Annotated in this window: 17 protein-coding genes; 13 read left to right on the top strand and 4 right to left on the bottom strand. The window is 70.3% G+C overall.

The window, feature by feature from the left end; all coding sequences use genetic code 11:
- Window positions 1-6 precede the first annotated feature (6 nt).
- Window positions 7-1,104: a radical SAM protein gene (locus L1081_RS17660; RefSeq protein ID WP_489413333.1), complete on the top strand. Its 1,098-nt coding sequence runs from the start codon at window positions 7-9 to the stop codon at window positions 1,102-1,104.
- Window positions 1,105-1,126: 22 nt separating this feature from the next.
- Window positions 1,127-1,885 carry a glycosyltransferase gene (locus tag L1081_RS17655; protein ID WP_489413332.1) on the top strand — a complete coding sequence of 253 codons (759 nt, stop codon included), beginning with the start codon at window positions 1,127-1,129 and terminating at the stop codon, window positions 1,883-1,885.
- 18 nt (window positions 1,886-1,903) lie between these two features.
- Here the strand turns inward: L1081_RS17655 and L1081_RS17650 are convergent, their stop codons facing one another.
- The 4 genes from L1081_RS17650 to L1081_RS17635 form a co-directional block, all read right to left on the bottom strand.
- The gene (locus L1081_RS17650) at window positions 1,904-2,707 is read right to left on the bottom strand and encodes a hypothetical protein (RefSeq protein WP_489413331.1); all 804 of its coding nucleotides are present in this window, start codon (window positions 2,705-2,707) and stop codon (window positions 1,904-1,906) included.
- Window positions 2,708-2,754: 47 nt separating this feature from the next.
- Complete coding sequence (locus tag L1081_RS17645) at window positions 2,755-4,752, bottom strand: ATP-binding protein (RefSeq protein ID WP_489413330.1); 1,998 nt, start codon at window positions 4,750-4,752, stop codon at window positions 2,755-2,757.
- Window positions 4,749-5,744 carry an ABC transporter substrate binding protein gene (locus tag L1081_RS17640; protein ID WP_489413329.1) on the bottom strand — a complete coding sequence of 332 codons (996 nt, stop codon included), beginning with the start codon at window positions 5,742-5,744 and terminating at the stop codon, window positions 4,749-4,751. The genes L1081_RS17645 and L1081_RS17640 overlap by 4 nt, the downstream gene beginning before the upstream one ends.
- A gap of 224 nt (window positions 5,745-5,968) precedes the next feature.
- Window positions 5,969-7,858: an ATP-binding protein gene (locus tag L1081_RS17635; protein WP_489413328.1), complete on the bottom strand. Its 1,890-nt coding sequence runs from the start codon at window positions 7,856-7,858 to the stop codon at window positions 5,969-5,971.
- Window positions 7,859-8,125: 267 nt separating this feature from the next.
- Between L1081_RS17635 and phnD (L1081_RS17630) the strand changes: the two genes are divergently transcribed.
- From phnD (L1081_RS17630) to L1081_RS17580, 11 genes are all read left to right on the top strand, one after another.
- A complete protein-coding gene (gene phnD, locus L1081_RS17630; protein ID WP_489416810.1) occupies window positions 8,126-9,136 on the top strand; it encodes a phosphate/phosphite/phosphonate ABC transporter substrate-binding protein in 1,011 nt (336 codons plus the stop codon).
- An 8-nt stretch (window positions 9,137-9,144) separates the two neighbouring features.
- Window positions 9,145-10,197 (top strand): phosphate/phosphite/phosphonate ABC transporter substrate-binding protein, encoded by a 1,053-nt coding sequence (gene phnD, locus L1081_RS17625; RefSeq protein WP_489416809.1) that lies wholly within the window; start codon window positions 9,145-9,147, stop codon window positions 10,195-10,197.
- A 161-nt stretch (window positions 10,198-10,358) separates the two neighbouring features.
- On the top strand, window positions 10,359-11,204 hold the full coding sequence (locus L1081_RS17620) for a hypothetical protein (RefSeq protein WP_489413327.1): 846 nt from the start codon (window positions 10,359-10,361) through the stop codon (window positions 11,202-11,204).
- Window positions 11,205-11,366: 162 nt separating this feature from the next.
- Window positions 11,367-12,698: a type VI secretion system baseplate subunit TssK gene (tssK, locus tag L1081_RS17615; RefSeq protein WP_489413326.1), complete on the top strand. Its 1,332-nt coding sequence runs from the start codon at window positions 11,367-11,369 to the stop codon at window positions 12,696-12,698.
- 32 nt (window positions 12,699-12,730) lie between these two features.
- Window positions 12,731-14,056, top strand: a complete 1,326-nt coding sequence (locus tag L1081_RS17610) for a DotU family type VI secretion system protein (protein ID WP_489413325.1) — start codon at window positions 12,731-12,733, stop codon at window positions 14,054-14,056.
- Window positions 14,053-17,652 carry a type VI secretion system membrane subunit TssM gene (gene tssM, locus L1081_RS17605; RefSeq protein WP_489413324.1) on the top strand — a complete coding sequence of 1,200 codons (3,600 nt, stop codon included), beginning with the start codon at window positions 14,053-14,055 and terminating at the stop codon, window positions 17,650-17,652. Before L1081_RS17610 ends, tssM begins: the two co-directional genes overlap by 4 nt.
- Window positions 17,649-18,263: a type VI secretion system-associated protein TagF gene (gene tagF, locus L1081_RS17600; protein ID WP_489413323.1), complete on the top strand. Its 615-nt coding sequence runs from the start codon at window positions 17,649-17,651 to the stop codon at window positions 18,261-18,263. The genes tssM and tagF overlap by 4 nt, the downstream gene beginning before the upstream one ends.
- Before the next feature lie 628 nt (window positions 18,264-18,891).
- Entirely contained in the window at window positions 18,892-20,805 is a 1,914-nt protein-coding gene (locus L1081_RS17595) for a protein kinase domain-containing protein (RefSeq protein WP_489413322.1), read from the top strand.
- 54 nt (window positions 20,806-20,859) lie between these two features.
- A complete protein-coding gene (gene mltA, locus L1081_RS17590) occupies window positions 20,860-22,476 on the top strand; it encodes an MltA domain-containing protein (RefSeq protein WP_489413321.1) in 1,617 nt (538 codons plus the stop codon).
- 30 nt (window positions 22,477-22,506) lie between these two features.
- Window positions 22,507-23,256 (top strand): hypothetical protein, encoded by a 750-nt coding sequence (locus L1081_RS17585; RefSeq protein WP_489413320.1) that lies wholly within the window; start codon window positions 22,507-22,509, stop codon window positions 23,254-23,256.
- Window positions 23,257-23,284: 28 nt separating this feature from the next.
- The gene (locus tag L1081_RS17580) at window positions 23,285-24,466 is read left to right on the top strand and encodes a hypothetical protein (protein ID WP_489413319.1); all 1,182 of its coding nucleotides are present in this window, start codon (window positions 23,285-23,287) and stop codon (window positions 24,464-24,466) included.
- The last annotated feature ends 3 nt before the right edge of the window (window positions 24,467-24,469 follow it).

Below are 24,469 nucleotides of genomic sequence, written 5' to 3'. Positions count from 1 at the left end.
CTGGCCGTGGAACTGCCGCCGCCCCTGTTCCTGTTCATCCAGATGAACAAGCGCTGCAACCTGCGTTGCGAGCACTGCGACTTCTGGAAGCTCGACGACGCCGACCGTGCGCGCTACCTCGGCCCGGCGCGCCGGCACGAGGTGCTGGCAGAGTTTGCCGGGATGAATCCCCAGGGCAGCGTGGTGATCTGCGGCGGCGAGAGCATGCTCGACCTGGAGGACTACTTCCACATCTCGCGCACCTGCCGCGAACTGGGCCTGACCTGCCTGTCGGTCATCAACGGCACCCGCGTGCGCGACGAGGCCACGGCCGAGCGCATGATCCGCGAGGGCCCGCACGGCATCTCGGTGTCGCTCAACAGCCATCGGCCGGCCCTGCACGACCGCACGCGCGGCGTGAAGGGCGCCTTCGGCAAGGCGGTCGCCGCGCTGCGCCTGCTGCTGGCGGCGCGGGCGCGCACGCCGGGCAGCGACACGAAGATCAACGCCATGGGCCTCATCTTCGACGAGAACTATCTCGAACTGGAGGACTTCTACGCCTTCGTGCTGGACGAACTGGGCGCCGACAAGCTGAAGCTGAACTTCCTGCAGCCCAGCTTCGGCCAGATGGAACTGGTCGATCCGTTCTTCGCCGCCCACCGCGACGTGGACCCGGACCGGCTGGTCGAGGTGATCCGCCGCTGCGACCAGCGCTTCCGCCTGGGGCTGAACCCGCTCTGGCTGCATCAGGTCCACATGTACTTCTCCACGCTGCGCGCCTGCCCGGACGCGGCGCGCGGCTGGGGCTCGGACACACGCACGCCGGAACACATCTGCAACACCTACGAGCGCAACATCATGGTGGACCACTACGGCGTGGCGCGCCTGTGCTTCTCGGGCAGCTTTCCGGGCATGCGGCTGGACAAGCCCGGCGACCTGCACCTGTTCTGGCGCGAGGCGGAGTTCATCCGCGCGGCGATGCGCGGGTGCAACCAGTTCTGCGGCATCAGCCACAGCGTGCGCAGGGAGACCAGCACCTGCGCCTCGCGCCGCCCGGCCGCGCTCTTTCCCGCGTCGCGGCCTGCGGCCCGCAGCATCCCCATACTGGCAGACCGCGGGAGCTGAGGTGCACGGCACGCCGCTCCGGGTGGCTGTGGTCACCCCCTATCACCGCGAGCCGCCCGAGGTGCTGCGCCGCTGCATGCAGAGCGTGCGCGCGCAGGGCCATCCGCACGTGGTGCACTACATGGTGGCGGATGGCCTTGCGCAGCCCGGGCTGCTGGCCGAGTGGCCGCAGGTGCGGCACATCCCGCTGCCGCACGGCAACGCCAACTTCGGCTGTACGCCGCGCGGCATCGGCGCGCTGTGCGCGCTGGCCGACGGCGCCGATGTGGTGTGCTTCCTGGACGCCGACAACCTGTTCCTGCCCGGCCACGTCGCCTCGGTGGTGCAGGCCTACGCCGAGGCGCGGGCGCGGGGCCGTCCGGTCGACGCGGTGTTCTCCTCGCGCCACATGTTCCTGCCGGGCCACGAGCACCTGCGGATCGTCCCGCCGGACGAGGCACCAGGGTCGGAATTCGTGGACACCAACTGCATCAGCCTGGCCCGCTCGGCCGGCTTCCTCTGGGGCGCCTGGTCGCAGCTGCCGCGTTCGCTGACGCCGGTGTGCGACCGGGCGATGTGCTGGCTCATGCAGCACCACGGGTTGCGGGTGCGCTGGACGCAGCAGTACACCGTGCTGTACGAATCGCGCTGGCGGGCCACCTATTTGCAGGCCGGCCTGCCGCCGCCCGAGGGGCTGCACGACGAGCTGCTGCGCTCGGCCGGCGCCGGCCTGACGCCGGAGGAGCTCTGGGGCCTGCTGCGGGTGCGGTGGACCTTCGATCCGCCGGCCCGGCGGACATGACGGGCCCGGCGCGCCGGCTCACCGCGGGAGGCCGTGGCCGTCCAGCGCGTCCAGTGCGCCCAGGGCGCGCGGCAGGTCCCCGTGCCAGGTCTTCAGGCCCTGGTGCGACAGGCGCGACTGCAGGTCGACGAACACCTGGCCGCCCAGTTGCTGCCAGCGCCGGCAGAAGGCGAAGTCCTCGCTCAGGTAGCGGCCGGTGGCGGGCTCGAACTGGGTGTCAAAGAAGCGCCAGTGCGGCAGGTGTGCGTTGGCGTGGTCGCCGGCCTCGGGGGTGTAGCGCAGCTCGGGCATGGCCGCGGCCATGCGTTCGAACACGCCGCGGGCGATGAGCATGAAGCCGGTCGGCGCGTCCAGCACCTCGACGAAGCCGTCCGCGTCGGCCTGCGTCGGCGTGTGGCGCAGGTTCAGCGGATAGCGGGCATGCAGCGCGTCGAAGTCGGCCTGCGTGGCGCCCGCCGGCAACGGCCGCGCCAGGCCCTGGGCCGGCCAGCCGTCGTGCTTGTGCGGGTAGACGCCGGCCACCACGTCGCGGCCGGACAGCAGCAGGCGCAGGGCAGCATCGGGCGTGAAGCCGACGTCCGCGTCGATCCAGAACAGGTGTGTCCATTGCGCATCGGCCATGAACTCGGCCACCAGCCGGTTGCGTGCGCGCGTGAGCAGGCTGTCGCCGTCGAGGAAGCGCGTCTGCATGGCGAAACCGTGCGTCCACGCCGCATTGACCAGGCCCAGCAGGCTGCGCACGTAGAGGCTGGTCATGGCGCCGCTGTAGCTGGGCGTGGCGACGAAGGGACGGATGCCCTTGAGGGCGGCGGTGTCGAGCATGGCGTGGTCGATGCGTGGTGAATGCCTGGTGGAAGGGGGCGTGCAGTTCAGGCCGCGTGCGCATGGCGCCGCGTGGTGAGCAGTGCGCGCAGCTTGGCGGGCGCGACCGGCTTGGTCAGCAGCATCACGCCGCCGTGGCGCAGCCGCTGCAGCACCTCGGGGCCGGTGGCGCCCGAGACCAGCACCGCGAGCGCATCGGGCTGCAGGCGCCTGGCGGCGTCGATCACGTCCATGCCGTCGGCGTCGCCGGCCAGCTGCAGGTCGCACAGCACCGCATCGAAATGCACGTCGCCAGTGCCCAGCCGCGCAATGGCCTCGGCGCCGGTGGCCACGCATTCGACCTGGCAGCCCCATTGCTCCAGCAGTGCGCGGCTGCCGTCGAGGATGGCGGGGTCGTCGTCGACCACCATGCAGTGCAGCCCGGCCAGCGGCGTCAGCGCCAGCGGCGCGGGCTCGGGCGCGGTGGCGTCGGCTGCATGGGCCGCGGGCAGGGTGAGCGCGAAGGTGCTGCCCGCCTGAAGCGCCGAGCGCAGCGTGATGCGGGTGCCCAGCAGCGCCGCGATGCGCGCGCAGATCGCCAGGCCCAGCCCGAAGCCGCGGCGGCGGTCGCGCTCGGTGTTGGCCACCTGGTAGAACTCCTCGAAGATGCGGCCCTGGTGGATGGGCGCGATGCCGATGCCGTTGTCGCGCACCTCGATGCGCACGCTGTCGCCGTTCTTTCCGCGGGCGCGGCGCGCAGCCACCAGCACGGTGCCGCCGGCCGGCGCATGGCGCAGCGCGTTGGCCACCAGGTTGCCGACGATGCGCTGCAGCAGTGCCGCGTCGCTGCGCACCGCGAGGCCGCGGTCGCTCCAGCGCAGGCGCACATGCGTTTCGACCGCGGTGGCGGCATGCTGCGCATCGAGCTGGTCGAACAGCGCCGCGAGCGGCACCTTGGTGATCGCCGGCGTCAGCACCTGGGCATCGAGCCGCGAGATCTCCAGCAGGTCGTCGAGCAGCACGCCCATGAATTCGGTGCTCTCCTGCAGCCGCAGCATGGCGGGGCGCTGCGCGGGGCTGGCGCCCGGCAGCAGGCCGTCGATGAACAGGCCCATGGCATGCAGCGGCTGGCGCAGGTCGTGGCTGGCCGCGGCCAGGAAGCGGGCGCGCGAGAGCGCCGCCTGCTCGGCCTCGGCCATGCGCTGCAGCGCCACCGCGGTGGCCTCGCGCACGCGCTCCTCGCTGATCTGCCGGTTGCGCTGCAGGCGCTCGGCCAGGCGGTCGATGTCATGCGCGAGCACCGTGAGCTCGTGCGCGCGGCCCTTGCTGGAGCCTCCGGCGGCCGCGCGGCTGTCGCCCTCGGCCACGTCGCAGCGCGCCTCGAAGTGCCCGGCCTGGAGTGCGGCCACGGTGCGCGACACGCGCCGCAGCGGCCGCGCCACCGTGCGCGCCATGTGGCGCACCGAGGCCCAGGCCGCGAGCAGTGCCACCAGCGCGATGCCGATGCTCGCGATCAGCGAGCGGCTGCGCTCGCGCGCATAGGCCGTGGTATCGCGAAAGGTCTGCACCAGGCCGATGGGGGTTTCGCCGGCGGCGGTGGAGCCCGCCGGCGCGAAGGCGCTGGCACGCGAGGCCTCGCGCAGCGTGACCGGCGAGGTGAACATGCGCAGCTGCGCGAGCGACGAGGCCTTGGGGCCGGCCGTCACGTAGACGCCGGCGCTGTTGCTGATTTCCACGCGCATCACCTGGCCGCCGCGCAGCGCGGCATTGGCCACGTTCTGCAGCGCCGGCAGGTCGCCGGCATAGAGGCTCAGGTCGGACATGGCCGCCACCTGGCGCGCCACCGCCTGGCCTTCGGCGTCGAAGGCGGCCTCGAGCGTCTGCAGGCGGCTGTGGGTGAACCAGCCGGTGAGCGCGAGCGCCACCGCGGCGCACGGCACCACGCCGAGCCGGAACAGGTCGCGCTGCAGGTTGCCGCGCACCAGCAGCGTGGGCGTGGAGGCAGGGGAGGAGGGCGGTGCCGATGCATCGGCGAGCCCGCCCGCGGAGGGCAGCGTCTCGCTCATCGGACGACCGTGAGCCGCTCGGTCAGTTCCCGCTCCTCGGGCAGGCGCAGGCCGAGTCCGCGCGCCACGGTGACGTTGACCCGCACGGTCGCGGGCGCGGCCGATTCCACCAGCGGGTTGCCGCTGCCGCCGGCGCCGCTCGCAAGTTTCTGCCCGAGCAGGCGTGCCTGCTGGGCCAGCTGCGCCGGCGTGGAGACGGCCGCGGCCAGGCCGCCCGAACGCACCAGCCCTTCGCTGGCGCCGAACACCGGCAGGCCCGCGCCGGCACCCGCGTGCAGCACCGAGAGCGTGGCGGCCTGGTTGTCGCCGATCAGGTCGGGCAGCACCAAGAGGGCATCGCTGCGCGGCACCACCGAGCGCAGCGCGCCGGCCAGCGACCTGTCGTCGGGCGCGTACTCCACCTGGATGTCCCAGGGCGGAGTGCCGTTCTGCGCGGCGCGCTGCAGTTCGCGCACCAGCGGTTCGGATTCGAGCGTGGCGACCACGCCGATGCGGTGCTTCTGCGGCAGTACCGCACCGATCAGCGCGAGCTGGTCCGCCATGGCCGGGTCGCGCAGCAGCACGCCCACGCGCCGGTCGCCGCGCTTGAGCGCCGCGCTGCTGGCGCGAAGGCTCTCGTAGTCGAGCCGGCTCAGCATCGCGAGCACCAGCGGCTGCTGGCCCGGGCGCTCCAGCGCGGCGCGTGCGGCGGGCGCGCCCACCGCGAGGGTGAGCGCGGCGTTCGCGGGCGCGATGCGCAGGCTGCGCGTGCGCACGCCGGCATTGGCGCCGCGCTCGGACTCGGGTTCGGCGCGAGCCGTTTCCACCGGCTGCGCGGCTTCGGCACCGCCCGGCGCCAGCCGCACCAGTTCGAAGCGGCTGCCAGGCTCCTGGCTCGCGCGCAGATGCTGCACGAACTCGGCATGCGCCGGGAGTTCGTCGCTCACCAGCACCGTGAGCTCGGCCGCCCAGGCACTGGCGGCGAGCTGCGCCATGCAGACAAGAACCAGCACGGCGCAGGCGCCTTGGCGTCGCCGTTTCCGGAGGAGCGAGATGAGAGGGTTCACGGCGACAAACATGGGCTGCTTCAGCAGCAAGTGCAGCACCCAATGTACGGAAGCCGCCTGCCTCGCGCGATAAGGCAGAGGGCTTATGTCGCTGCCCGCAGCCCCGCGCGGCTGTGATGAAGATCACAGCCGCGGCAGCCGCTTGGCCTATGTCCGACGCACTACCCTTGTCAGGCGTCGGCGTTCGACAGCACCGCGGCGCGCTGCGCCTGGATCGCCTGGCGCAGCACGCGCGGCGACACCGGCTTGTAGAGCACCGCGATGCCGGCGCTCGCCACTTCGCGCAAGCGGTCCGGCTTGGTCTCGCCCGTGACCAGCAGCCGCGCCGTGCCCGGCCCGATGCCGCGCGGGTGGCGCTCCAGCGCGGCGATCACGTCCAGGCCGTTGTCGCCGCCCTGCAGCAGCAGGTCGCTCACCACCACGTCGGGCGGCTGCTCCCAGGCGTCGGCCAGCGCCAGCGCTTCGGCGCGCGTCTGCGCGGCCAGCACTTCGGCGCCCCAGTTGGCAAGCACCACCGTCAGGCCTTCGAGGATGGTGCGCTCGTCGTCGATCACCAGGATGCGCAGGTTCTCCAGGCTCGCTTCTTCTTCGGCACCGCCGGCCGCGGGCGCGGTGGCCGGCTGCGGCAGCGCGGCCGGCGCCGAGCGCACCAGTACGCGCACGCAGGTGCCCTTGTGCGGCCTGGACGTGAGGTCGACGCGCGTGTTGAGCAGCTCCGCCAGGCGCTGCACCGTGGCCAGCCCGAGGCCCATGCCGCGTGCGCCGCGCGGTGCCTGGCGGCCCGTGGCCTCCACCTGGTAGAACTCCTCGAACACGCGTGCCTGGTGCTGCGGCGCGATGCCCACGCCGGTGTCCACCACGTCGATGCGAACCCCCTTGCCGCGCCGCCGTGCGCCGATCAGCACGCCGCCCTCGAGCGTGTGGCGCAGCGAGTTCGACACCAGGTTGTTGAGGATGCGCGAGAGCATCACGTAGTCGCAGCGCACCCAGAGCTCGGTCTTGCGCGCGACCAGCCGCAGGCCCTGCTGCTCGGCCACCGGCCGGAAGTTGCGGCTGATCTCGTCGAACAGCCGGTCCAGCGGAAAGTCGGCCCACTGCGGCTGCAGCACGCCGGCGTCGAGCTGCGAAAGATTGAGCAGCTCGGAGAACAGCCGGTCGAGCGAGTCGACGCACTCGCGGATGTGGCCGATGCGCTGCAGGCGCGCCGGGTCGGTCTCGCCATTGGCCAGCCCGTCGGAAAAGAGCGTGAGCGCATGCAGCGGCTGGCGCAGGTCATGGCTGGCCGCGGCCAGCAGGCGCGTCTTGGCCTGGCTTGCCACTTCGAGCTGCTGGTTCTTGCGCGCGAGCTCGGCGGTGGCCTCGCTGATGCGGCTTTGCAGCAGGCGATGGCTCTCGGCCAGCGCGCGCGCCGCCTGGTTGAAGCCGTGCTGCAGATGCCGGATCTCGGAGGTGCCTTCGATCGATACGCTCGCGGCCTCGCCCGCGCCGAGCCGGTCCACGGCCTTGCCGAGCGCGCGGATCGGCTCGCTGATGCGCCGCGCCGCCCACCAGCCCGCCAGGCCCACGCCCACCAGGCTGATCGCCAGCACCAGCACCACGTTGAGCCACACCGAGCGCCGCGCGTCCTGCACCGCGTCCAGGCTCATCTCCACCATCACCTTGCCGTTGTGCCGGCCCTCGTCGCTGACGATCGGCACCACCACCTGCAGGCCTTCGCCGCGCGCGCGGTCCACCGTTTCGGAGTTGGCCACGATCTCGCCGTCCTCCGACCAGATCTGCACCTGCTGCACGTGCGGCTGGTAGGTGCCCGACTGGGCGGTGCGCTGCAGCATGCGGCGGTCCATGCGCACCAGCGGCGTCTGCGCCGCCGTGGCCACCTGCATGGCCACCGTCTGCGCATTGGCGCGCATCAGCTCGGTCAGGTTGTCCAGGTGCTGGCGCGTCAGCACGGCAATGGCGGCCAGCGTGGCCGCGGTGGCGGGCACCAGCGCAAGCAGGATCAGCTGCTGGGCGAAGGTGAGGCGCGCAAGCCCCCGGAGGACGCGGAAGTTCCAGTTCATGGGGGAATTTGGCGCATGAAGGTCAAGCTTAGGGGAGTGGCCGAGCGCGCGAAAGATGGGAAAAACATCACGAAAACTACTTGTATTTAGTATCTAATCGCGTCGCGTTGTCCATGTTAGACCCGCTGGTCCGCAGCGGCCCCATGTCTTCGTGTTCCAAAAATGCAGGCCTCTCCATGCCGCGCCCGGAAGGTTTCCGGCACTTCCGACGCCTCTGGCGCCTCCCGCCGCCCGGGCTTCGGGCGCGCTGCCGCCACCATGGCGCGCATGGTTTGCCGCGGCGCCGCAACCGCCATCCTGACGCTGCTTGCCAGCCTGCCGCTGGCAGCCCTTGCCCAGCCCGCGCCGCAGCCCGATGCGCCGGTGCGCTTCGGCATCCTGCCGCTGGGCGGCGCCTTCGAGTCGCGCAGCGACTGGGATCCGCTGCTGGCCGAATTGAGCCGCGCCATCGCCAGGCCCGTGAGCGTGCTGTCGGTCAACTCGTACGAAGCGCTCGAGCAGGCCATCCAGCGCGGCGAGGTCGACATGGCCTTCCTGTCCGGCAAGATGGCGCTGGACGCCGTCACGCAGCGGCGCATGAAGGTGGTGGCCCAGGTGGTGCGGCACGACGGGCTGCCCGGCTACCGGGCCCTGCTGCTGGCGCGCAAGGCGCCCCCCTTCAACAGCATGAAGAGCCTGCTCGCGGAGCCGGAGCGCTGGCGCCTCGCGCGCGGCGAGCGGCAGTCGGTGTCGGGCTTCATCGTGCCGCAGCTGCAGCTGTTCCTGCCCAACCACATCGCCATGGAAACGCGTTTCCTGAGCGAGATCGTCGGCACCCACCAGACCACCGCGCTGGCCGTGGCCAACAACGAAGCCGACGTGGCCACCAACAACACCGCCGATTTCGAGCGCTTCAAGCAACGCTTCCCGGCCGAGGCCGAGCGGCTGCAGGTGCTGTGGGAGTCGGAGCTCATTCCGCATGCGCAGATCGTGGTGCGGCGCGAATACCCGCCCGAACTGCGCAGCCGCGTGCAGGCCTTCCTGGTCGGCTATGGCCGCGCGAAGGGGCCCAAGGGCGATGCCGAGCGCGTGGTGCTCAAGTCGCTGCATGACCTGGCCGGCTTCATGGCGGCGGACAACAGCTCGCTGCAGCCTGCCGCCAAACTGGCCTACCAACTGGCCAGGCAGAACGCCATGAGCGCGCAGTGGGTCAACGATGCGGCGCGGCAGGCGCGGCTCTCGCGCATCGAAAGCGGGTACGCGGAACAGACCGCCGTGCTGCGCGACCTCTCTCCCTGACGCGGGCCCTGCCCATGTCCATGCTGCGTCTCCTGCGTTCGGTTGCCGCGGCGCTCGCGCTGCTGGCCGTTGCCGCCGCCTGCCTGGCGCAGGGCAGTGCCAGCATGGCGGACAAGGCAGGTTCTGCGCCGGTCAAGTCGATTCGCTTCGGCGTGCTGCCGCTGGGCGGGGCAGTCGAATCGCGTGCCTTGTGGACGCCGCTGCTGGCCGACCTGAGCCAGGCCATGGGCGTGCCCGTGAGCGCCTACTCGGTGGCGTCGTACGAGGAGCTCGACCGCGCCATCAAGCGCGACGAGATCGACATGGCCTTTCTCTCGGCCAAGATGGCGCTCGATGCCGTGATGCAGCGGCGCATGAAGGTGGTGGCGCAGATCGCGCGCCGGCCCGGCATGCCGACGCACCGCGCCGTGCTGCTGACGCGCAAGACCGGCCTGCCCAGCACGCTGGAGGCCGTGCTCGCCGAGCCCGAGCGCTGGCGGCTGGCGCGCGGCGACAGCCGCTCGGTGACCGGCTTCCTCATTCCGCAGAGCCAGCTTTTCCTGCCGCGCAAGATCGCGATGGAAACGCGCTTCCGCGGCGAGATCGTCGGCACCCACCAGGCCACCGCGCTCGCCGTGGCCAACGGCGATGCCGACGTGGCCACCAACAACACCACCGACTTCGAGCGCTTCAGGGAGCAGTTCCCGGTGGAGGCCGCGCGGCTGCACATCGTGTGGGAGTCCGAGCCGCCGCCCGGTGCGCAGATGGTGGTGCGGCGCAGCTATCCGCCCGAGTTCCAGGCGCGGCTGCAGGCCTTCCTGGTGGGCTACGGCCAGGGCAAGGGCGCCGGCGCCGATGCCGAGCGCGAGGTGTTGAAGACCCTGCGCGCGGCCCATGGCTATGCCGCCGCCGACGACAGCGCGCTGCTGGCCGAGGCCATGCTCGAATACCAGCTCGGCAAGCAGAGCGCCATGGCCGCCGCCTGGGTCAACGACGCGGCGCGCGAGAAGCGCCTGCAGCGCATCGAGAAGAACTACCGGGAGCAGGTCGAGGCCCTGCGCGCCGGAGTTGGCGCGCGCTGAGCATCTACAGCTGGCGTCTCAAGGCTGAGCCCTGCTGATGTGCTCGACAGCCCAGGCCCCGCTGACCCGAAGTGGGAACCTTGACCAACCGGCAGCACCCGTCCAGGCCGATATCATGGATCGGGCCTGCCAGGGCAACTGGCCAATCAAGGGAGAGAACAATGTCAACGAACATGAATTCGGCTGCGCGTGCGCAGCATTCGGAGCCCAACATCACTCTGTACGGGCGCATCGCTGCAGATCCTGTCGGCTATGTCACCTGGCCCACGCCCGACCTGCATTTTTCGATCGTCATCGACGACGCCTACAGCGGCATCACCGTGATCGATGGTCAGCCATCCTTCTTTGAAGCAGGCAGGCGAAATTTTGGTCTGATCCGATCGAACCGATACACGAACTCGCTTCCTGGCGAGGTGCGGGCCAAGATTCCTTTGAATCCCCCGCAGGACATGAGTCGACAAGAGTTTGCACGCCAGCTCATCGTCAACTCTCAGAAATTCGCGAGCTATGTTTCTCCGTACTCGGCGCCGAAGAACATCCTCGGCTCGCGCATGCGTCCCGGGGAGTACAAGCAGTTCCTATGTCGCAGGCTTGCTCAAGAGCGTGACGGGCTATGTGCCTTTGGTGTCCGTACCTGGATATCAGACGCCAGGTTGGGAGAGCCCCATGCCGGCGCATTACTACAAGGGCGAGGCGATCCGATGAAAACGCGGTGGTGGCTGCCGCTGAACATGCTGGCCTGGACCTTGGCGATGCCCTTGCTCAGTGTCGGCCTGCGCTTCCTGGAGCAGCATCGGATCCTGGCGATGTCGGGGAGCGTCGTGGCGGCCGGAGCGCTGGCGCTTGTACTGTGGGCCGCCTGGATCTACGCGAGATGCGTTCCGGCAGCGCCCGAGCTTTCGCGCCGCATCGGGTACTTCGTAGCGTTCGTCGCCGCGATGCTTGCGCTGGGCGCAGGAGCCCTTTGGCTGACCTTCTGGGCGATCGTCGCAATCTACGGCCTGTAGCACCCGCCCGGAGGTGCCCGTTTTCCTTTTGCCGGTGCATCTACTCCCTTCGCCGTAGCTCCAAAACCCCGCATCTAGGCCGTTAGGCGGATTTGCCCGCCGCGGCGCGCGCCGGAAACTTCGTGTTTCTTTCAGGCAGCCCTTGCCGTTGACGGAGTGCGGATGAGTTGGCGAACAAAAGTGGTCTGGAGCGAGGGGATGCTGCTGCAGCCCCAGCACCTGCAGCAAAGCGAGCGTCATGCCGACCATGCGAGGCATGTGCTGCTGCGTTCCACCACGCCCTATGCCTGGGGATTCGCGGAGATCGAGATCGATCAGGCCGCGCTCACGCTGGGCAAGCTCGCACTGGTGCGGGCGGTGGGCCTCCTCGGCGACGGCACGGTGTTCGACATGCCGGCAGTCGATCCGCTGCCCGAGCCCATCGACATTCCCCTCACCATGCGCGACGAGACCGTGGTGCTGGCGCTGCCGCTGCGCCGCGCCGGCGCCCGCGAGGCCGATGCCGAAGACTATGAAGAGCTGGTGCGCCACCGCGTGCTCGAGTCCGAGGTGCCCGACTCCAACACCGCGGGCGAGCGCACCGCGGTGCTGCAACTGGGCCAGCTCCACACGCGCCTGATGCGCGCCAGCGAAGCCACCGACGCCTGGACCACGCTGGGCGTGGCCCGCGTGCTGGAGCGCCGTGTCGACAACCAGGTGCAGCTCGACCGCGCCATGCTGCCGCCGCTCCTGGACGTGGCGGGCCATGCCGTGATCCGTTCCTGGCTCGACGAGCTGCTGGGCCTCCTGCGCCAGCGCGGCGAGGCGCTGGCCGGCCGCATGACGCAGGGCGGCACCGGCGGCGTGGCCGAGATCGCCGACTTCATGCTGCTGCAGACCGTCAACCGCAACGAGGCGGTCTTCGCGCACCTGGCCAGGAGCGCCATGCTGCACCCGCAGCATTTCTTCGAGCATGCGCTCGGGCTGGCCGGCGACCTGGCGAGCTTTCGCGATTCGCGCCGCGTCACGCGGTTCGGCCCCTACATCCACGACGACCTGGCGCTGAGCTTCCGTCCGCTGATGGACGACCTGCGGCGCAGCCTCTCGATGGTGCTGGAGCAGTCGGCCATCCGCATCGACCTGCACGACCGCAAGCATGGCGTGCGCGTGGCGGTGGTGACCGACGTGGAGCTGCAGCGCAAGGCGACCTTCGTGCTCGCGGTGAACGCCAACATGCCGAGCGAAGCGCTGCGCGCGCGCTTTCCCACGCAGGTCAAGATCGGTCCGGTCGAGCGCATCCGCGACCTCGTGAACCTGGCGCTGCCGGGTGTCACGCTCACGCCGATGCCGGTGGCGCCGCGGCAGATTCCCTTCCACACCGGCGCCAACTACTTCGAACTCGAAACGCGCAACAGCGACCTGTGGCGCCAGCTGGAGCAATCGGGCGGCATCGCGATGCACATCGCGGGCGACTTCCCGGGGTTGGATCTGGCTTTCTGGGCCATTCGTTCCTAGCCGCATCGGGCTGACGGAAACGGAACACCACCATGACAACACCCGATCCCTTCGCCGCCTTCGAGTCGGAGCGCACGGTCATCAAACCCAAGCCGCGCACGCCGGCCGGAACGCCGCCCGCGCCGGCTCCCGCACCGTTCTTCGGCGGCGCTGATCCGACGCCGGCCGTGGAGGTCGGCGAGATCGGCCTGCTCAATCCGCTGGTCTCTGCCGCGGGCAAGCTGCTGGTGCTGATCGGAAAGCTGCGCAACCTGGTGCAGCCGCCCAACGTGCCGGCGCTGCGCGCCTCCACCGCCGACGCGGTGAACCAGTTCGACGCCGCCGCGCGCCGCGCCGGCGCCAGCAACGAATCGGTGCTGGCCGCGCGCTACGTGCTGTGCACCGCGCTCGACGAGGCCGTGGCCAACACGCCCTGGGGCGTGCAGGCCGGCTGGAACAAGCAGAGCCTCCTGGTGCAATTCCACAACGAGACCTGGGGCGGCGAGAAGGTGTTCCAGCTGCTCGCCAAGCTCGCGCAGGACGTGCCCACCCACCGCCAGCTGCTGGAGTTGATCTACAGCGTGCTCGCACTCGGCTTCGAAGGCCGCTACCGCGTGGTCGACAACGGCCGCGCGCAACTCGATTCGGTGCGCCAGCGCCTGGCCGACCTGATCGCCAAGGACCGTCCGCCCCTCGAGGCCGAGCTTTCGCCGCATTGGCGCGGGCAGGGCGCGGGCACGGTGCGGCTGCGCGAATCGCTGCCGCTGTGGGTGTTCGCGGCCGGCTTCGCGCTGCTGCTCGCGCTGGCCTGGTTCGGCCTGCGGCTCACGCTCAACTACCGCTCCGACACCACCTATGCCGCCGTGTCGGGCCTGCGCGTGCCCAACATCCAGATCGCGCCGCCCGCAGCGCCGGCCAAGTCGCCGCGGCTCGCGCGCTTCCTCGAACCCGAGATCAAGCAGGGCCTGGTCACCGTGACCGACGAGGCCGACCGCAGCGTGGTGCGGCTGCGCGGCGACTCCTTCTTCGGCTCCGGCAGCGCCGAGCCCATGGCGGGCTCGCTGCCGGTGCTGCGCCGCATCGGCCAGGCGCTGGCCGAGGTGAAGGGCGAGGTGCTGATCACCGGCCATTCCGACAACCAGCCGATCCGCTCGCTGCGCTATCCCTCCAACTGGCACCTGTCGGCCGCACGCGCCGATGCGGTGAAGGGCGCACTCACCACGCTGGTCGATCCGGCGCGCATGCGCTCCGACGGCAAGGCCGACGCCGAGCCCGTGGCCGCCAACGACACGCCGGCCAACCGCGCGCGCAACCGGCGCGTCGACATCGTGCTCTTGTCCGAGCCGGACCGCGTTGCTGCGGCGGGAGTGACGAAATGATCAAGAAATTCTTCGGCTTCCTGTTCAGCCCGCTGCTGCTGACCCTGCTGGCGCTGGTCATCGTCGCGCTCTTGATCTGGTGGATCGGTCCGCTGGTGAAGATCGGCGCGTGGGTGCCGCTCGAAACCGAGCTCGCACGCGCACTGCTGATCGGCGCCATCGTGCTCATCGTGGTGCTGCGCGCGATCTACCGCCGGTGGCGCGCGCGCCGTGCGAGCCAGCACCTGACCGACGGTCTCATGAAGGCGCCGGCCGCCAAGACCGACGCGCCGGTCAACGGCGAACAGAAGATCCTCGACACGCGCTTCAGCGAAGCCGTGGCCACGCTCAAGCAAATGCGCCTGCACGCCGCGGGCAAGAAGCCCGGCTGGCGCGACTGGCTCTCCATTTCCGGCGGCAGCTACCTGTACGACCTGCCGTGGTACGTGTTCATCGGCGCGCCTGGCGCGGGCAAGACCACGGCGCTGGTCAACTCGGGCCTGTCGTTCCCGCTGGCCGAGAAGTTCGGCCCCGGCGCAATCCGCGGCGTGGGCGGCACGCGCAACTGCGACTGGTGGTTCACCGACGAGGCCGTGCTCATCGACACCGCCGGCCGCTACACCACGCAGGACAGCCACCAGTCGGAAGACAAGAGCGCATGGGAAGGCTTCCTGGGCCTGCTCAAGAAGGCGCGCCCGCGCCGGCCGCTGAACGGCGTGTTCCTGACCGTGAGCGTGGCCGATCTGCTGAGCCAGGGCCCCGAGCAGCGCACGCAGCTGGCCGCATCCATTCGCGCGCGGCTGCTCGAGCTCGATGCCAAGCTCACCACGCGGCTGCCGGTGTACGTGCTGGTCACCAAGAGCGACCTGCTCTATGGCTTCACCGACTACTTCGACGACCTCGGCAAGGAGCAGCGCGCGCAGGTCTTCGGCTTCACGCTGGCGGCCGACGAGAACGTGCAGGCCGACGAGAAGGGGCTGTCCACCGCCTTCCACCGCGAGTTCGCGCTGCTGCACAACCGCGTCAACGACGGGCTCATCGCGCGCATGCAGCGCGAGACCGATGGCACGCGGCGCGCGGCGATCTTCGGCTTTCCGGCGCAGTTTGGCTCCATCGGCTCGATGCTGTCCGACCTGCTCGACCAGGTCTTCACCGGCTCGCGCTTCGCGCAGCCGCCGTGGGTGCGCGGCGTGTACTTCACCAGCGGCACGCAGGAAGGCAGCCCGATCGACCGCGTGATGGGCAGCCTTTCGCGCAGCTTCGGCATCGAGCGCGCCATGCTCGCGCCGCAGAAGTCCAGCGGCCGCAGCTACTTTCTCACCGCGCTGCTGCGCGAGGTGGTGTTCCCCGAGCAGCGCCTGGCGGGTGCCAACGTGAAGCTCGAGCGCCGGCGCCATGCGCTGCGCGTGGCGGGTGTGTCGGCCATGACGCTGGTCACGCTCGCGCTGCTCGCGGGTTGGGGCTACAGCACGCTGCAGAACGTCAACTACCTGAAGTCGGTCGAGGCGCGCGTCGAGCCCGCGCGCCAGACCCTTGCGGCGCTGCCGTCGCGGGTGCAGAACCTGGTCGAGGTGGCGCCCGTGCTGCAGGGCCTGCGCGACATCTGGAAGACGCCCGACAACCGCCAGGGCGACGAGCCGCTGTCGATGACGCTCGGCCTCTACCAGGGCGACAAGCTCGACGCCGCCGCCATGCTCACGCACCAGCGCGCGCTCAACGACGCCTTCCTGCCGCAGATCGCCAAGCGCATCGAGGACCAGCTGCGCACCGCGCAGAAGGACAACCTCGAATACACCTACGAGGCGCTCAAGAGCTACCTCATGCTCTACCAGCCCGAGCACTTCGATGCCGAGGCGCTCAAGGCCTGGATCACGCTCGACTGGGCGCGCAGCCTGGACCGCGGCATTCCCGAAGACCAGCGCCAGGCGCTCGAAGACCAGCTCGACGTGCTCATTGCCCAAGGTCCGCCGCGCTCGCCGCTCAAGATGGACGAGAACCTGGTGCGCAGCGTGCGCGCCGTGCTCGCGAGCTATCCGCTGGAGCAGCGCGTGTTCAGCCGCCTCAAGCGCCAGCGCGCCACCAAGGACATTCCGGCCTTCAGCATTGCCACCGCGGCCGGCCCCTCGGCACCGCTGGTGTTCGAGCGCATCAGCGGCAAGCCGCTGACCGAAGGCGTGCCGGGCATGTTCACCTACGACGGCTACCACAAGCGCTTCCAGAATGAAGTGACGGTGCTCACCGGCCTGCTCGCGCAGGAAGACCCGTGGGTGCTCGGGCAGGACCGCAGCGCCACCGACCGCATGCGCGACGTGGCGGCGCTCGGCGCGCTGACCGACCGCGTGCGCCGGCTCTACCTGGCGGAGTACGTCAAGGTCTGGGAGGCGCTCCTGGCCGACGTGCGGCTGATCCGCGCCAGCGGGCTCGAGAAGAACATCGAGGCCGCGCGCATTCTCTCGGGCGTGGGTTCGCCGCTGGCGAACTTCCTGCGCGCGGTGGTGAAGGAAACCACGCTCATTCCCGCCGACCAGCCCAAGGACGTGGTGAGCAAGGCCACCGCCACCGTCGCGAGCACGCGCAAGGGCCTGGAAGACCTGTTCGGCGGCGATCCGAGCAAGCCCGTGGCCAGCGGCAAGCGCATCGAAAGCATCGTGGACGACCGCTTCGAGCCGCTGCGTCGCCTCGTCACCGCCGCCGGTCCGAACCAGCCCGCGCCCATCGACGATGCACTCAAGCTCTTCAACGAGGTGTACGTGTACCTCAACGCCGTCGACACGGCCGTGAAGGGCCGCACCTCGCCGCCGCCCGGCGATGTAGCCGGCAAGCTCAAGTCCGACGCGGGCCGCCTGCCCGAGCCGGTGCGCACCATGGTCGAGAACCTGAGCCAGTCGGGCGCGGCGCAGGCGCAGGTGGCCGAGCGCGGCAACCTGAGCCAGGACCTGCGCCCCGTGACCGATTTCTGCAACCGCGCCATCGCGGGCCGCTATCCCTTCGTGGGCAGCAGCAAGCGCGACGTGCTGCCCGAGGACTTCGGGCAGATGTTCGGCGCCGGCGGCCTGATGGACGAGTTCTTCCAGAAGCGGCTGGCCGCGCTGGTCGACACCAGCACCAAGCCCTGGCGCTACAAGCCCGTGGCCGAACGCGGCGCCGTCACCACGCAGGCGCTGGCGCAGTTCGAGCGGGCCGCGCGCATCAAGGACATCTTCTTTCGCGGCGGTGGCCGAGGCCCGTCGATGCGGCTCGACTTCAAGCCGGTGGAGATGGATGCGGGCATCACGCAATTCATTCTCGACGTGGACGGCCAGCTCGTGAAGTACGCGCACGGCCCGGTGGTGCCCATGGCCGTGCAGTGGCCCGGGCCGAAGGGCAGCAACCAGGTGCGCATCCAGGTGAGCCCGCCTTCGACCACCGGCAGCTCGGGCGCCGCGGTCGACGGGCCATGGGCGCTGTTCCGCGCGCTCGACGACGGCCAGCTCGAAGCCGGCGATGCGCCCGAGAAATTTTTCATCACCTTCCAGATCGGCGCCCGCAAGACGCGCTTCGAGGTGACGACGAACAGCGTGCAGCATCCGATCCGCTTGAAGGAACTGCGCGAGTTCTCCTGTCCGGAGGGGCTGTGAGCGAAGCCGCTGCCTTGCCCGGATGGTTCGGCAAGCTGCCGGGCATGGGCGACTTCGCGCACCGGCGCCTGCCCGAGTCGTTCCGCTCGTTGTGGGACCCGTGGCTGCAGCGCGGATTGGCGCGGCTGCGCGATCGGCATGCGGACTGGACCTCGCATTACCTCGAAGCGCCGGTCTGGTGCTTTGCGCTGGGGCCGCAGGTGGTTGGCGAAGGCGCATGGATCGGCGTACTGATGCCGTCGGTCGACGGGGTGGGGCGGTACTTTCCGTTCACGCTGGCGGTGGAGTTCGATGCCGCCTCGGGCGAGATGCTGCTGCAGGGCGAGGCGCTGCAGCAGGCGCTGCGGTGGTGGGCGCAGGGGACGCAGGCTGCGCTCGAAGGGCTCGAGGGGGATCTGGATGCGCTGCGGTTCGATGCGGTGCTGCAGAGGCTGTTTGCTGCGGATGGCCTCGCACCGCGCGAGGGGGCTGTGGAGTCGCTTGCCTTGCCGGGGGTGGGAGAGTCTCTATGGCTTGGCGATCCGGGCGCTGGTGAGGGAGCTCGGATGCTTGTTGCCGGATTGCCTTTGGATGCTCGGTTTGAGGCTTTGTTTTTGGGGGGTGGGGAATGAATTTCCTGCTTCCTTTTGGGTTTCGGGGCCGGGTCTCGCCCCGGCGGGCGACTCACTTTCTTTTGCTTCGCCAAAAGAAAGTAAGCAAAGAAAAGGCGACCCTGCTGTCTGCGTCCCTTCGCTTCGCTGCGGGCAACCTGCGGTGCTCGCGTTTCGCGGGGTCTCGCAGAACTCGCTTCGCTCAAACAGCTGCGAGCCCTGATCCGCGAAACGCTCCGCTCCTCGGCGCAGCCAGAAGGGATGGGGAGAAGACAGGCCATCGCTTCGCTCGGCCCCAATGTCAACTCCAGCAGCCAATACCAACCACCGCGGCGCTGCGCGCCGCGGTGGCTTGGTGGCCGAGCGAAGCAAAGGCCCGTTTGGTTTGCCCTCCCCTCTGTATGCGCCGAGGAGCGGAGCGTTTCGCGGATCAGGGCCGCAGCTGTTTGAGCGAAGCGAGTTCTGCGGGCCCCGCGAAACGCGAGCACCGCAGGTTGCCCCGTAGCGCAGCGAAGGGGTCGCAGACAGTGGGGTCGCCTTTCTTTTGCCTACGTTTCTTTGGCGAAGCAAAGAAAAGCAGGTCGCCTGCCGGGGCGAGTCCCGGCCCCGGAAAGCAAACACGCCAAGCAATACAAAAAGGAGCCAGTCAATGACCGAAGCTCCAGGAACAGGCATGCCCCCCGAAGACGACCGCACTCGCGTCATGTCGAGGCCCGGCCAGTCCGCGAGCAACGAGACCGAAGCCGACACCGCCGCCACCGTCATCACATCCGGCTCCACAAGCCTCTCCAACGCCCCGGCCGCCGCCGCAGCAGAAACCAGCGAGGCCGGCCTCCTCCCCGTAGGCAGCCGCCTCGCAGAATTCGAGATCACGCGCGTCGTCGGCCAGGGCGGCTTCGGCGTCGTCTACGAAGCCTGGGACCACACGCTGGAACGCGTGGTGGCGATCAAGGAATACCTGCCGACCTCGCTGTCGACAAGGCAGCACGACGGCACAGTGGTTCCGCTTTCGGAGCGCCACCGCGAAACCTTCGACCTCGGCATGCGCAGCTTCATCAACGAAGCCCGCCTGCTCGCGCAGTTCGACCATCCCTCGCTGCTGAAGGTCTACCGCTTCTGGCAGGAGCGCGGCACCACCTACATGGTGATGCCGTTCTACCGCGGCGACACACTGCGCCAGGCGCTGGTTTCCATTCCCGCGGGCGTGGACGAGGCCTGGCTGATCCGCATCATGGACGGCGTCACACAGGCGCTGGCGGTGATGCACGGTGCCAACTGCTACCACCGCGACATCGCGCCCGACAACATCATCCTGCTCGAAGGCTCCGGCCGGCCGGTGGTGCTCGACTTCGGCGCCGCGCGCCGCGTGATCACCGACAAGACGCAGGCGATCACCGTCATCCTCAAGCCGGGCTACGCGCCCATCGAGCAGTACGCCGAGATGCCCGACATGTCGCAGGGCGCGTGGACCGACGTCTACGCGCTCGCGGCGGTGATGCACGTGGCCGTCTGCGGACGCGCGCCGCCGCCCTCGGTGGCGCGGCTCTTGTCCGACAGCTACGTGCCGCTTGCGGGCAACGACATCCTGCGCCAGCGCTACAGCCTGCGTTTGCTGCAGGCGATCGACGCGGGCCTGGGCGTGCGGCCCGAGTCGCGGCCGCAGTCGATGGCCGAGTTCCGCGCCGCGCTTGACCTGGAGGTGGGCCACAGCATCGCGCCGCCGCCGCGCACCACGCCGGGGGGCTCCGGCGCGCGCAGCACCGGCAACGCCGACCTGCCGACCACGATCGGACGCGGCAAGGCATCACCCGCACCGGCACCTGCTCCGGGCGTGGGCGCCGGCCGAAAGAACAACGGCAAGGCCCTGGCCGCGATCGCCTCGGTGGCCGTGCTGGCCGCCGCCGGTGGCGGCTGGTGGTGGTACCAGGGCCGCACCACCGCGGGCGCGGAAGGCGACAACAGTGGCAAGCAGGTCGCCGTCGCACCGCCGCCGCCACCCGAACCGCGCGTGGTCCAGGCGCCGCCGCCACCGCCTCCCCCCCCGCCCGCGCCACGCACGCCGCTCGAATCGCTGCAGTCGCTCGCGGCGGGCGCGGCCCCGGGCTTCGACGTGACGGCCGCGCCCAGGAAGGCCGAGGTGTCGATCGGCAAGGACAAGCTCGCCTTCGAGGTCCGCAGCAAGCGCGAGGGCTTCGTCTACGTGTTCCTGCTGTCCAGCGGTGGCGAGATGTTCCTGCTGTTCCCGAACCTGCTCGACAAGTACAACAAGATCACCGCCGGCAGCCCGCTCTCGCTGCCGCGCGCCTCCTGGCCGATGGATGCAGGCGGCCCGGCCGGCACCAACCAGTTCGCGGTGCTCGTGAGCGAGCACGAGCGCGACTTCGGCGGCTCGGGCGTGCAGAACGACGGTGTGTTTCCGCAATTTCCGCTGCCCGTGCTGGCGGCGCTCGAGGCCAGCCGCGGCACGGGTCCGTCGCCTTTGCTGGGCAAGCCGGTCTGCGCGCCCAACACCCCATGCAACGACGTCTACGGCGTCGCGAATTTCAAAATCGTCGAGAAGTAATCGTCTGCAAAGCGTTGGCCCGATGGGCCGTTCTTTCCGGACAAGGAGGCTTTCATGTTCACAACACCGTCGCCGATTTTCATTTCCGCCCTGCGCCGGGCTGCCGCAACCGCAGCCGCCGTGCTTGCGGCGGGTTGCGTCAACACGCCGCCGGCCGCCACCGCCGGCGCCGACGCGGGCAGCAGCGCCACGGCCGGCACGGCGGCCGGTGCAACGACGACGACCACGCCACCGCCGCGGCCGGCCGCCACCGGCTCGAGCACGGCCGGCCAGGCGCGCACCTTCTCGACCCAGCTGGCCACCTACACCTCGGTCAGCTTCGATGCCGTGCCCGGATGGGCGCGCGACGACTTCTCCGAAAGCTGGCCGGCCTTCCTCGGCAGCTGCAAGGTGCTCACCGGCCGCGGCGCCGAGTGGAAGGAGGTGTGCGCGCGCGCCCTCCGGGTCGACAGCAAGAACAACACCGCGATCCGCGCCTTCTTCGAGCAGGAGTTCTCGGCCTACCAGATCCGCGACGACGACCGCAAGCCCGACGGCGTGGTCACCGGCTACTTCGAGCCCGAGATCCCGGGCAGCCGGCAGTACGCGGCGCCGTTCATCTATCCGGTCTACGGCCAGCCCGAGGACATGCTGTTTGCCGACGCGCGCAAGCTGCCGGCCGGCAACGGCACGGTGGCGGCGCGGGTCGAGGGCCGCAACGTGGTGGTGCAGACCGGCCTCAGCACGCGGGACATGGGCGCGCCCGGGCTCTATGCGCTCGACCTCTCGGGCGTCACGCGCGACACGCTCGACCGCAAGGTCCGCCTGCGCATCGAAGGCAAGCAGCTCTTGCCCTACTACACGCGCGAAGAGATCGAAACCAAGGGCGCGCCCAATGCCAAGGTGCTGGCTTTCGTGAGCAGCGCCACCGCGCTCTACGAAATGCAGATCCAGGGGTCGGGCCGCATCAAGCTGGCCAACGGCGACATCATCCGCGTGGCCTATGCCGAGCAGAACGGCCAGCCCTTCCGCCCCACGCTGGCGCAGGCGGCCAACGGCAAGCCGCGCACCCCGGTCAAGGTGCGCGGCTCGTCCATCGAACTGGAACTCGACGATGGTGACGAAGACGACGACGTCGGCGGCACCTCGACCAGCACCATCCGCACGCGCGGCTTCACGCTCGCGCGGCCCACGGCCAGCGGCGCGGTGCTGGTGCCGGGGCGGCGCACGGCCGGGCCGGTGGTCGGCTCGGGCATCAAGGACCCGAGCTACGTGTTCTTCAAGGAATCGCCGTCGCCCTCGGGCGGACCGGTGGGCGCGTTCGGCGTGCCGCTGTCGGCGGGCCGCTCGATCGCGGTGGACCCGCGCAGCACGCCGCTGGGCTACCCGGTGTTCGTGTCGACCCGCGCGCCCGGTACCGGTGCGCCGATGCAGCGGCTGACCATTGCGCAGGACACCGGCGGTGCGATCCGCGGCGCGGTGCGGGCCGACTATTTCTTCGGTAACGGCCAGCAGGCCGCGAACAACGCGCGCCGCATGAAGGAGCGCGGCCAGCTCTGGATCCTGCTGCCGCGCGGCCTGGCCGTGGCCACGGCAGCGGTGTCCTCGGCCATCCGCACGCGCGGCGGCCCGGCGGGCGCCGGCCTGCCGCAGTGCCTGGTGCCGACCGAAGGCGTATGCGTGGACGACTGACGGACTCGGCGCGAAGCCTGGGTTGAGCCAATGAATGAAACGCTGTCGTCCGCGGAAAGCACTGAACTCGTCCGCCTCTGGCGGCGCCGGCAGACGCTGTCCCCCGGCGACATGGGCACCATGTACCGCATCGTCGGCGATGCGCTCGTGGCCTGCAATCCGCCCGAGTTGCAGGTGCTGGGCGAAGGCCGGCAGGAGCTGGTGGCGCAGTTCATCTACGTGAAGGTGCTGCGGCTCGATGCCGATCCCGACGAGGCCGACGAGCGCGCGGGCCACAGCGCGCCCTCCACCGCCTTTGCGCTGTGCGCGTACTTCCGCCGCTACCTGATCGACTGCACGCGCGCGAGCGCGTTCCGCCGCAAGCTCTCGATCGGCGAGCAGGTCAGCGAAGCGCAGCTCGAAGATGCGCTGGGCGCCGGCGAAGACCTCGAGGGCTGCCTCGCGGAGCACGGCCTGAGCGTCAGCGCGGTGCAGCTGGCCGCGCGCGCCTTCATCGCCGGGCTGCCCGAGCCCGAGCGCATCCTGCTGTGCGAGGGCTTCGGCAAGGAGGCCGAGGGCGGCCTCTCGGGCATTGCCTCGCGCCATGCCATCGCCTCCTATCACTACCGCGCAGGACGGCTGGGCCTGGTGCACAAGCGCGAGGGCCTCACCGCCGACTACGCCAGGACCCGACTGGGCGGCTGGATCCAGCAGACCCTGGGCATTGCGATAGCGCCCGACAACATGGCGGCGATCCTGCAGGTTTTCAAAATCCTCGGTGCTGAAGCGTCTTATGCCTGAAGACATAGCCATTCAGGAACAGACCGCCATGAACACCGACCTCTGGCCCCCGCTCAGCGTGATCCGAAGCGCGTTCCAGGCCGCGGGCACCGCGCCTGCGATGCCTGGCATATCCGGCGCACCCGGCCAGGAAGCCGCCGTGGCGGCCGTCGTGATGCCCGGTGCCGCACCCCATGCCGCGCAGCAGGGCACCGCGGCCGCGCCGCCGCGCACCGTGCTCGATCTCGTGCTTCCGCTCACCGAATTGGCCCGGCGCCGCGAGGCTGTCGCCCAGCGCGCCTTCAGTGCGCGCTGGGCGCCGGGCCGCCTCGTGAGCGTGGTGCACGAAGGCCGGCTGCTCGGCGTGCTGCTCGACCGCTGCATCCACGGCAACCTGTGGCAGGGCTGGATGGCCGCGGGCGAGGCCGACTGGGCCGGGCCGTTCGACGTGCTGCTCGAGCCCGACGACGAGCCCTTCGAGCCGGCGTTCGGCTTGGTGCAGGCCTGGAATGTTCTCACCCTCGAACCCAGTCCGCAGCTGTGCGCGCGCGTGCTCGGCGAAGTCTCGGCCACCCGGCTCGCCGCGATCCGCGCGGTGCACGACGAATGGGCCGCACAGGCGCCGCTGGCCATCGCGCCCGAGCCCGGGCGCATCGCGCTGCGCACCGTGGGCGGCGTGTTCTCGGTGCTGTCCGGCACGCCGCTCGGTGCGCAGGACCCGCGCGCCGACTATCAGGCGCTGTACCGCGCCGCCGGTCTGCAACTGGGCCCGGCACGGGTGCAGTCCCCCGGCGCGACGCCGGCCGCCGCACCTGCTTCCCCGCGCGCCCGGCCGCAGGAGCGGCCCGAGGGCGGCTGGTGGGGCAGCATCCGGCACTGGTTCGGTTCCGGCGGATGGCTGCGTCCCGCGTTTGCGGTGCTGGCGCTGTTCGCGGTGGTGCAGAACGCCGGCCTGCTCGGCGGCCGGGATGCGGAACAGGACGATGTGCGCTTTCGTGCCGTGCCCGCAGCGCCCGCTGCAGCACAGGCCAACCTGGTCGTGCGCTGGAAAGACGGCGTGCGCATCGACGAGGCCGACCGGCTCTTGCAGGCGGTGTCGGCCGAGGTGGTGGGCGGGCCGGGTGCGAACGGCGTCTGGCGGCTGCGCGCGGCCGATCCGGTCGGCGGCCTCGCGGTGCTCGCGGCATCGCCACTGGTCGAGTCGGCCGGACCCGCGACGCAGCGGCCATGACGT

Origin of the sequence: Variovorax sp. MSC1_012 (assembly GCF_023667525.1) — a bacterium.
Lineage (GTDB): Bacteria > Pseudomonadota > Gammaproteobacteria > Burkholderiales > Burkholderiaceae_C > Variovorax > Variovorax beijingensis_B.
The sequence above is the reverse complement of the archived record's forward strand: the minus strand, read 5'-3'. Positions and strand labels throughout refer to the sequence as shown.

Bases quoted from the DNA above. Each gene is read 5' to 3' on its own strand.
- L1081_RS17650 (WP_489413331.1), bottom strand. From the start codon at position 2,707: ATGCTCGACACCGCCGCCCTCAAGGGCATCCGTCCCTTCGTCGCCACG.
- tssK (WP_489413326.1), top strand. From the start codon at position 11,367: ATGAGTTGGCGAACAAAAGTGGTCTGGAGCGAGGGGATGCTGCTGCAG.
- L1081_RS17580 (WP_489413319.1), top strand. From the start codon at position 23,285: ATGAACACCGACCTCTGGCCCCCGCTCAGCGTGATCCGAAGCGCGTTC.
- L1081_RS17595 (WP_489413322.1), top strand. From the start codon at position 18,892: ATGACCGAAGCTCCAGGAACAGGCATGCCCCCCGAAGACGACCGCACT.
- tssM (WP_489413324.1), top strand. From the start codon at position 14,053: ATGATCAAGAAATTCTTCGGCTTCCTGTTCAGCCCGCTGCTGCTGACC.
- L1081_RS17645 (WP_489413330.1), bottom strand. From the start codon at position 4,752: ATGAGCGAGACGCTGCCCTCCGCGGGCGGGCTCGCCGATGCATCGGCA.
- phnD (WP_489416810.1), top strand. From the start codon at position 8,126: ATGGTTTGCCGCGGCGCCGCAACCGCCATCCTGACGCTGCTTGCCAGC.
- L1081_RS17620 (WP_489413327.1), top strand. From the start codon at position 10,359: ATGTCAACGAACATGAATTCGGCTGCGCGTGCGCAGCATTCGGAGCCC.
- L1081_RS17635 (WP_489413328.1), bottom strand. From the start codon at position 7,858: ATGAACTGGAACTTCCGCGTCCTCCGGGGGCTTGCGCGCCTCACCTTC.
- L1081_RS17585 (WP_489413320.1), top strand. From the start codon at position 22,507: ATGAATGAAACGCTGTCGTCCGCGGAAAGCACTGAACTCGTCCGCCTC.
- mltA (WP_489413321.1), top strand. From the start codon at position 20,860: ATGTTCACAACACCGTCGCCGATTTTCATTTCCGCCCTGCGCCGGGCT.
- L1081_RS17610 (WP_489413325.1), top strand. From the start codon at position 12,731: ATGACAACACCCGATCCCTTCGCCGCCTTCGAGTCGGAGCGCACGGTC.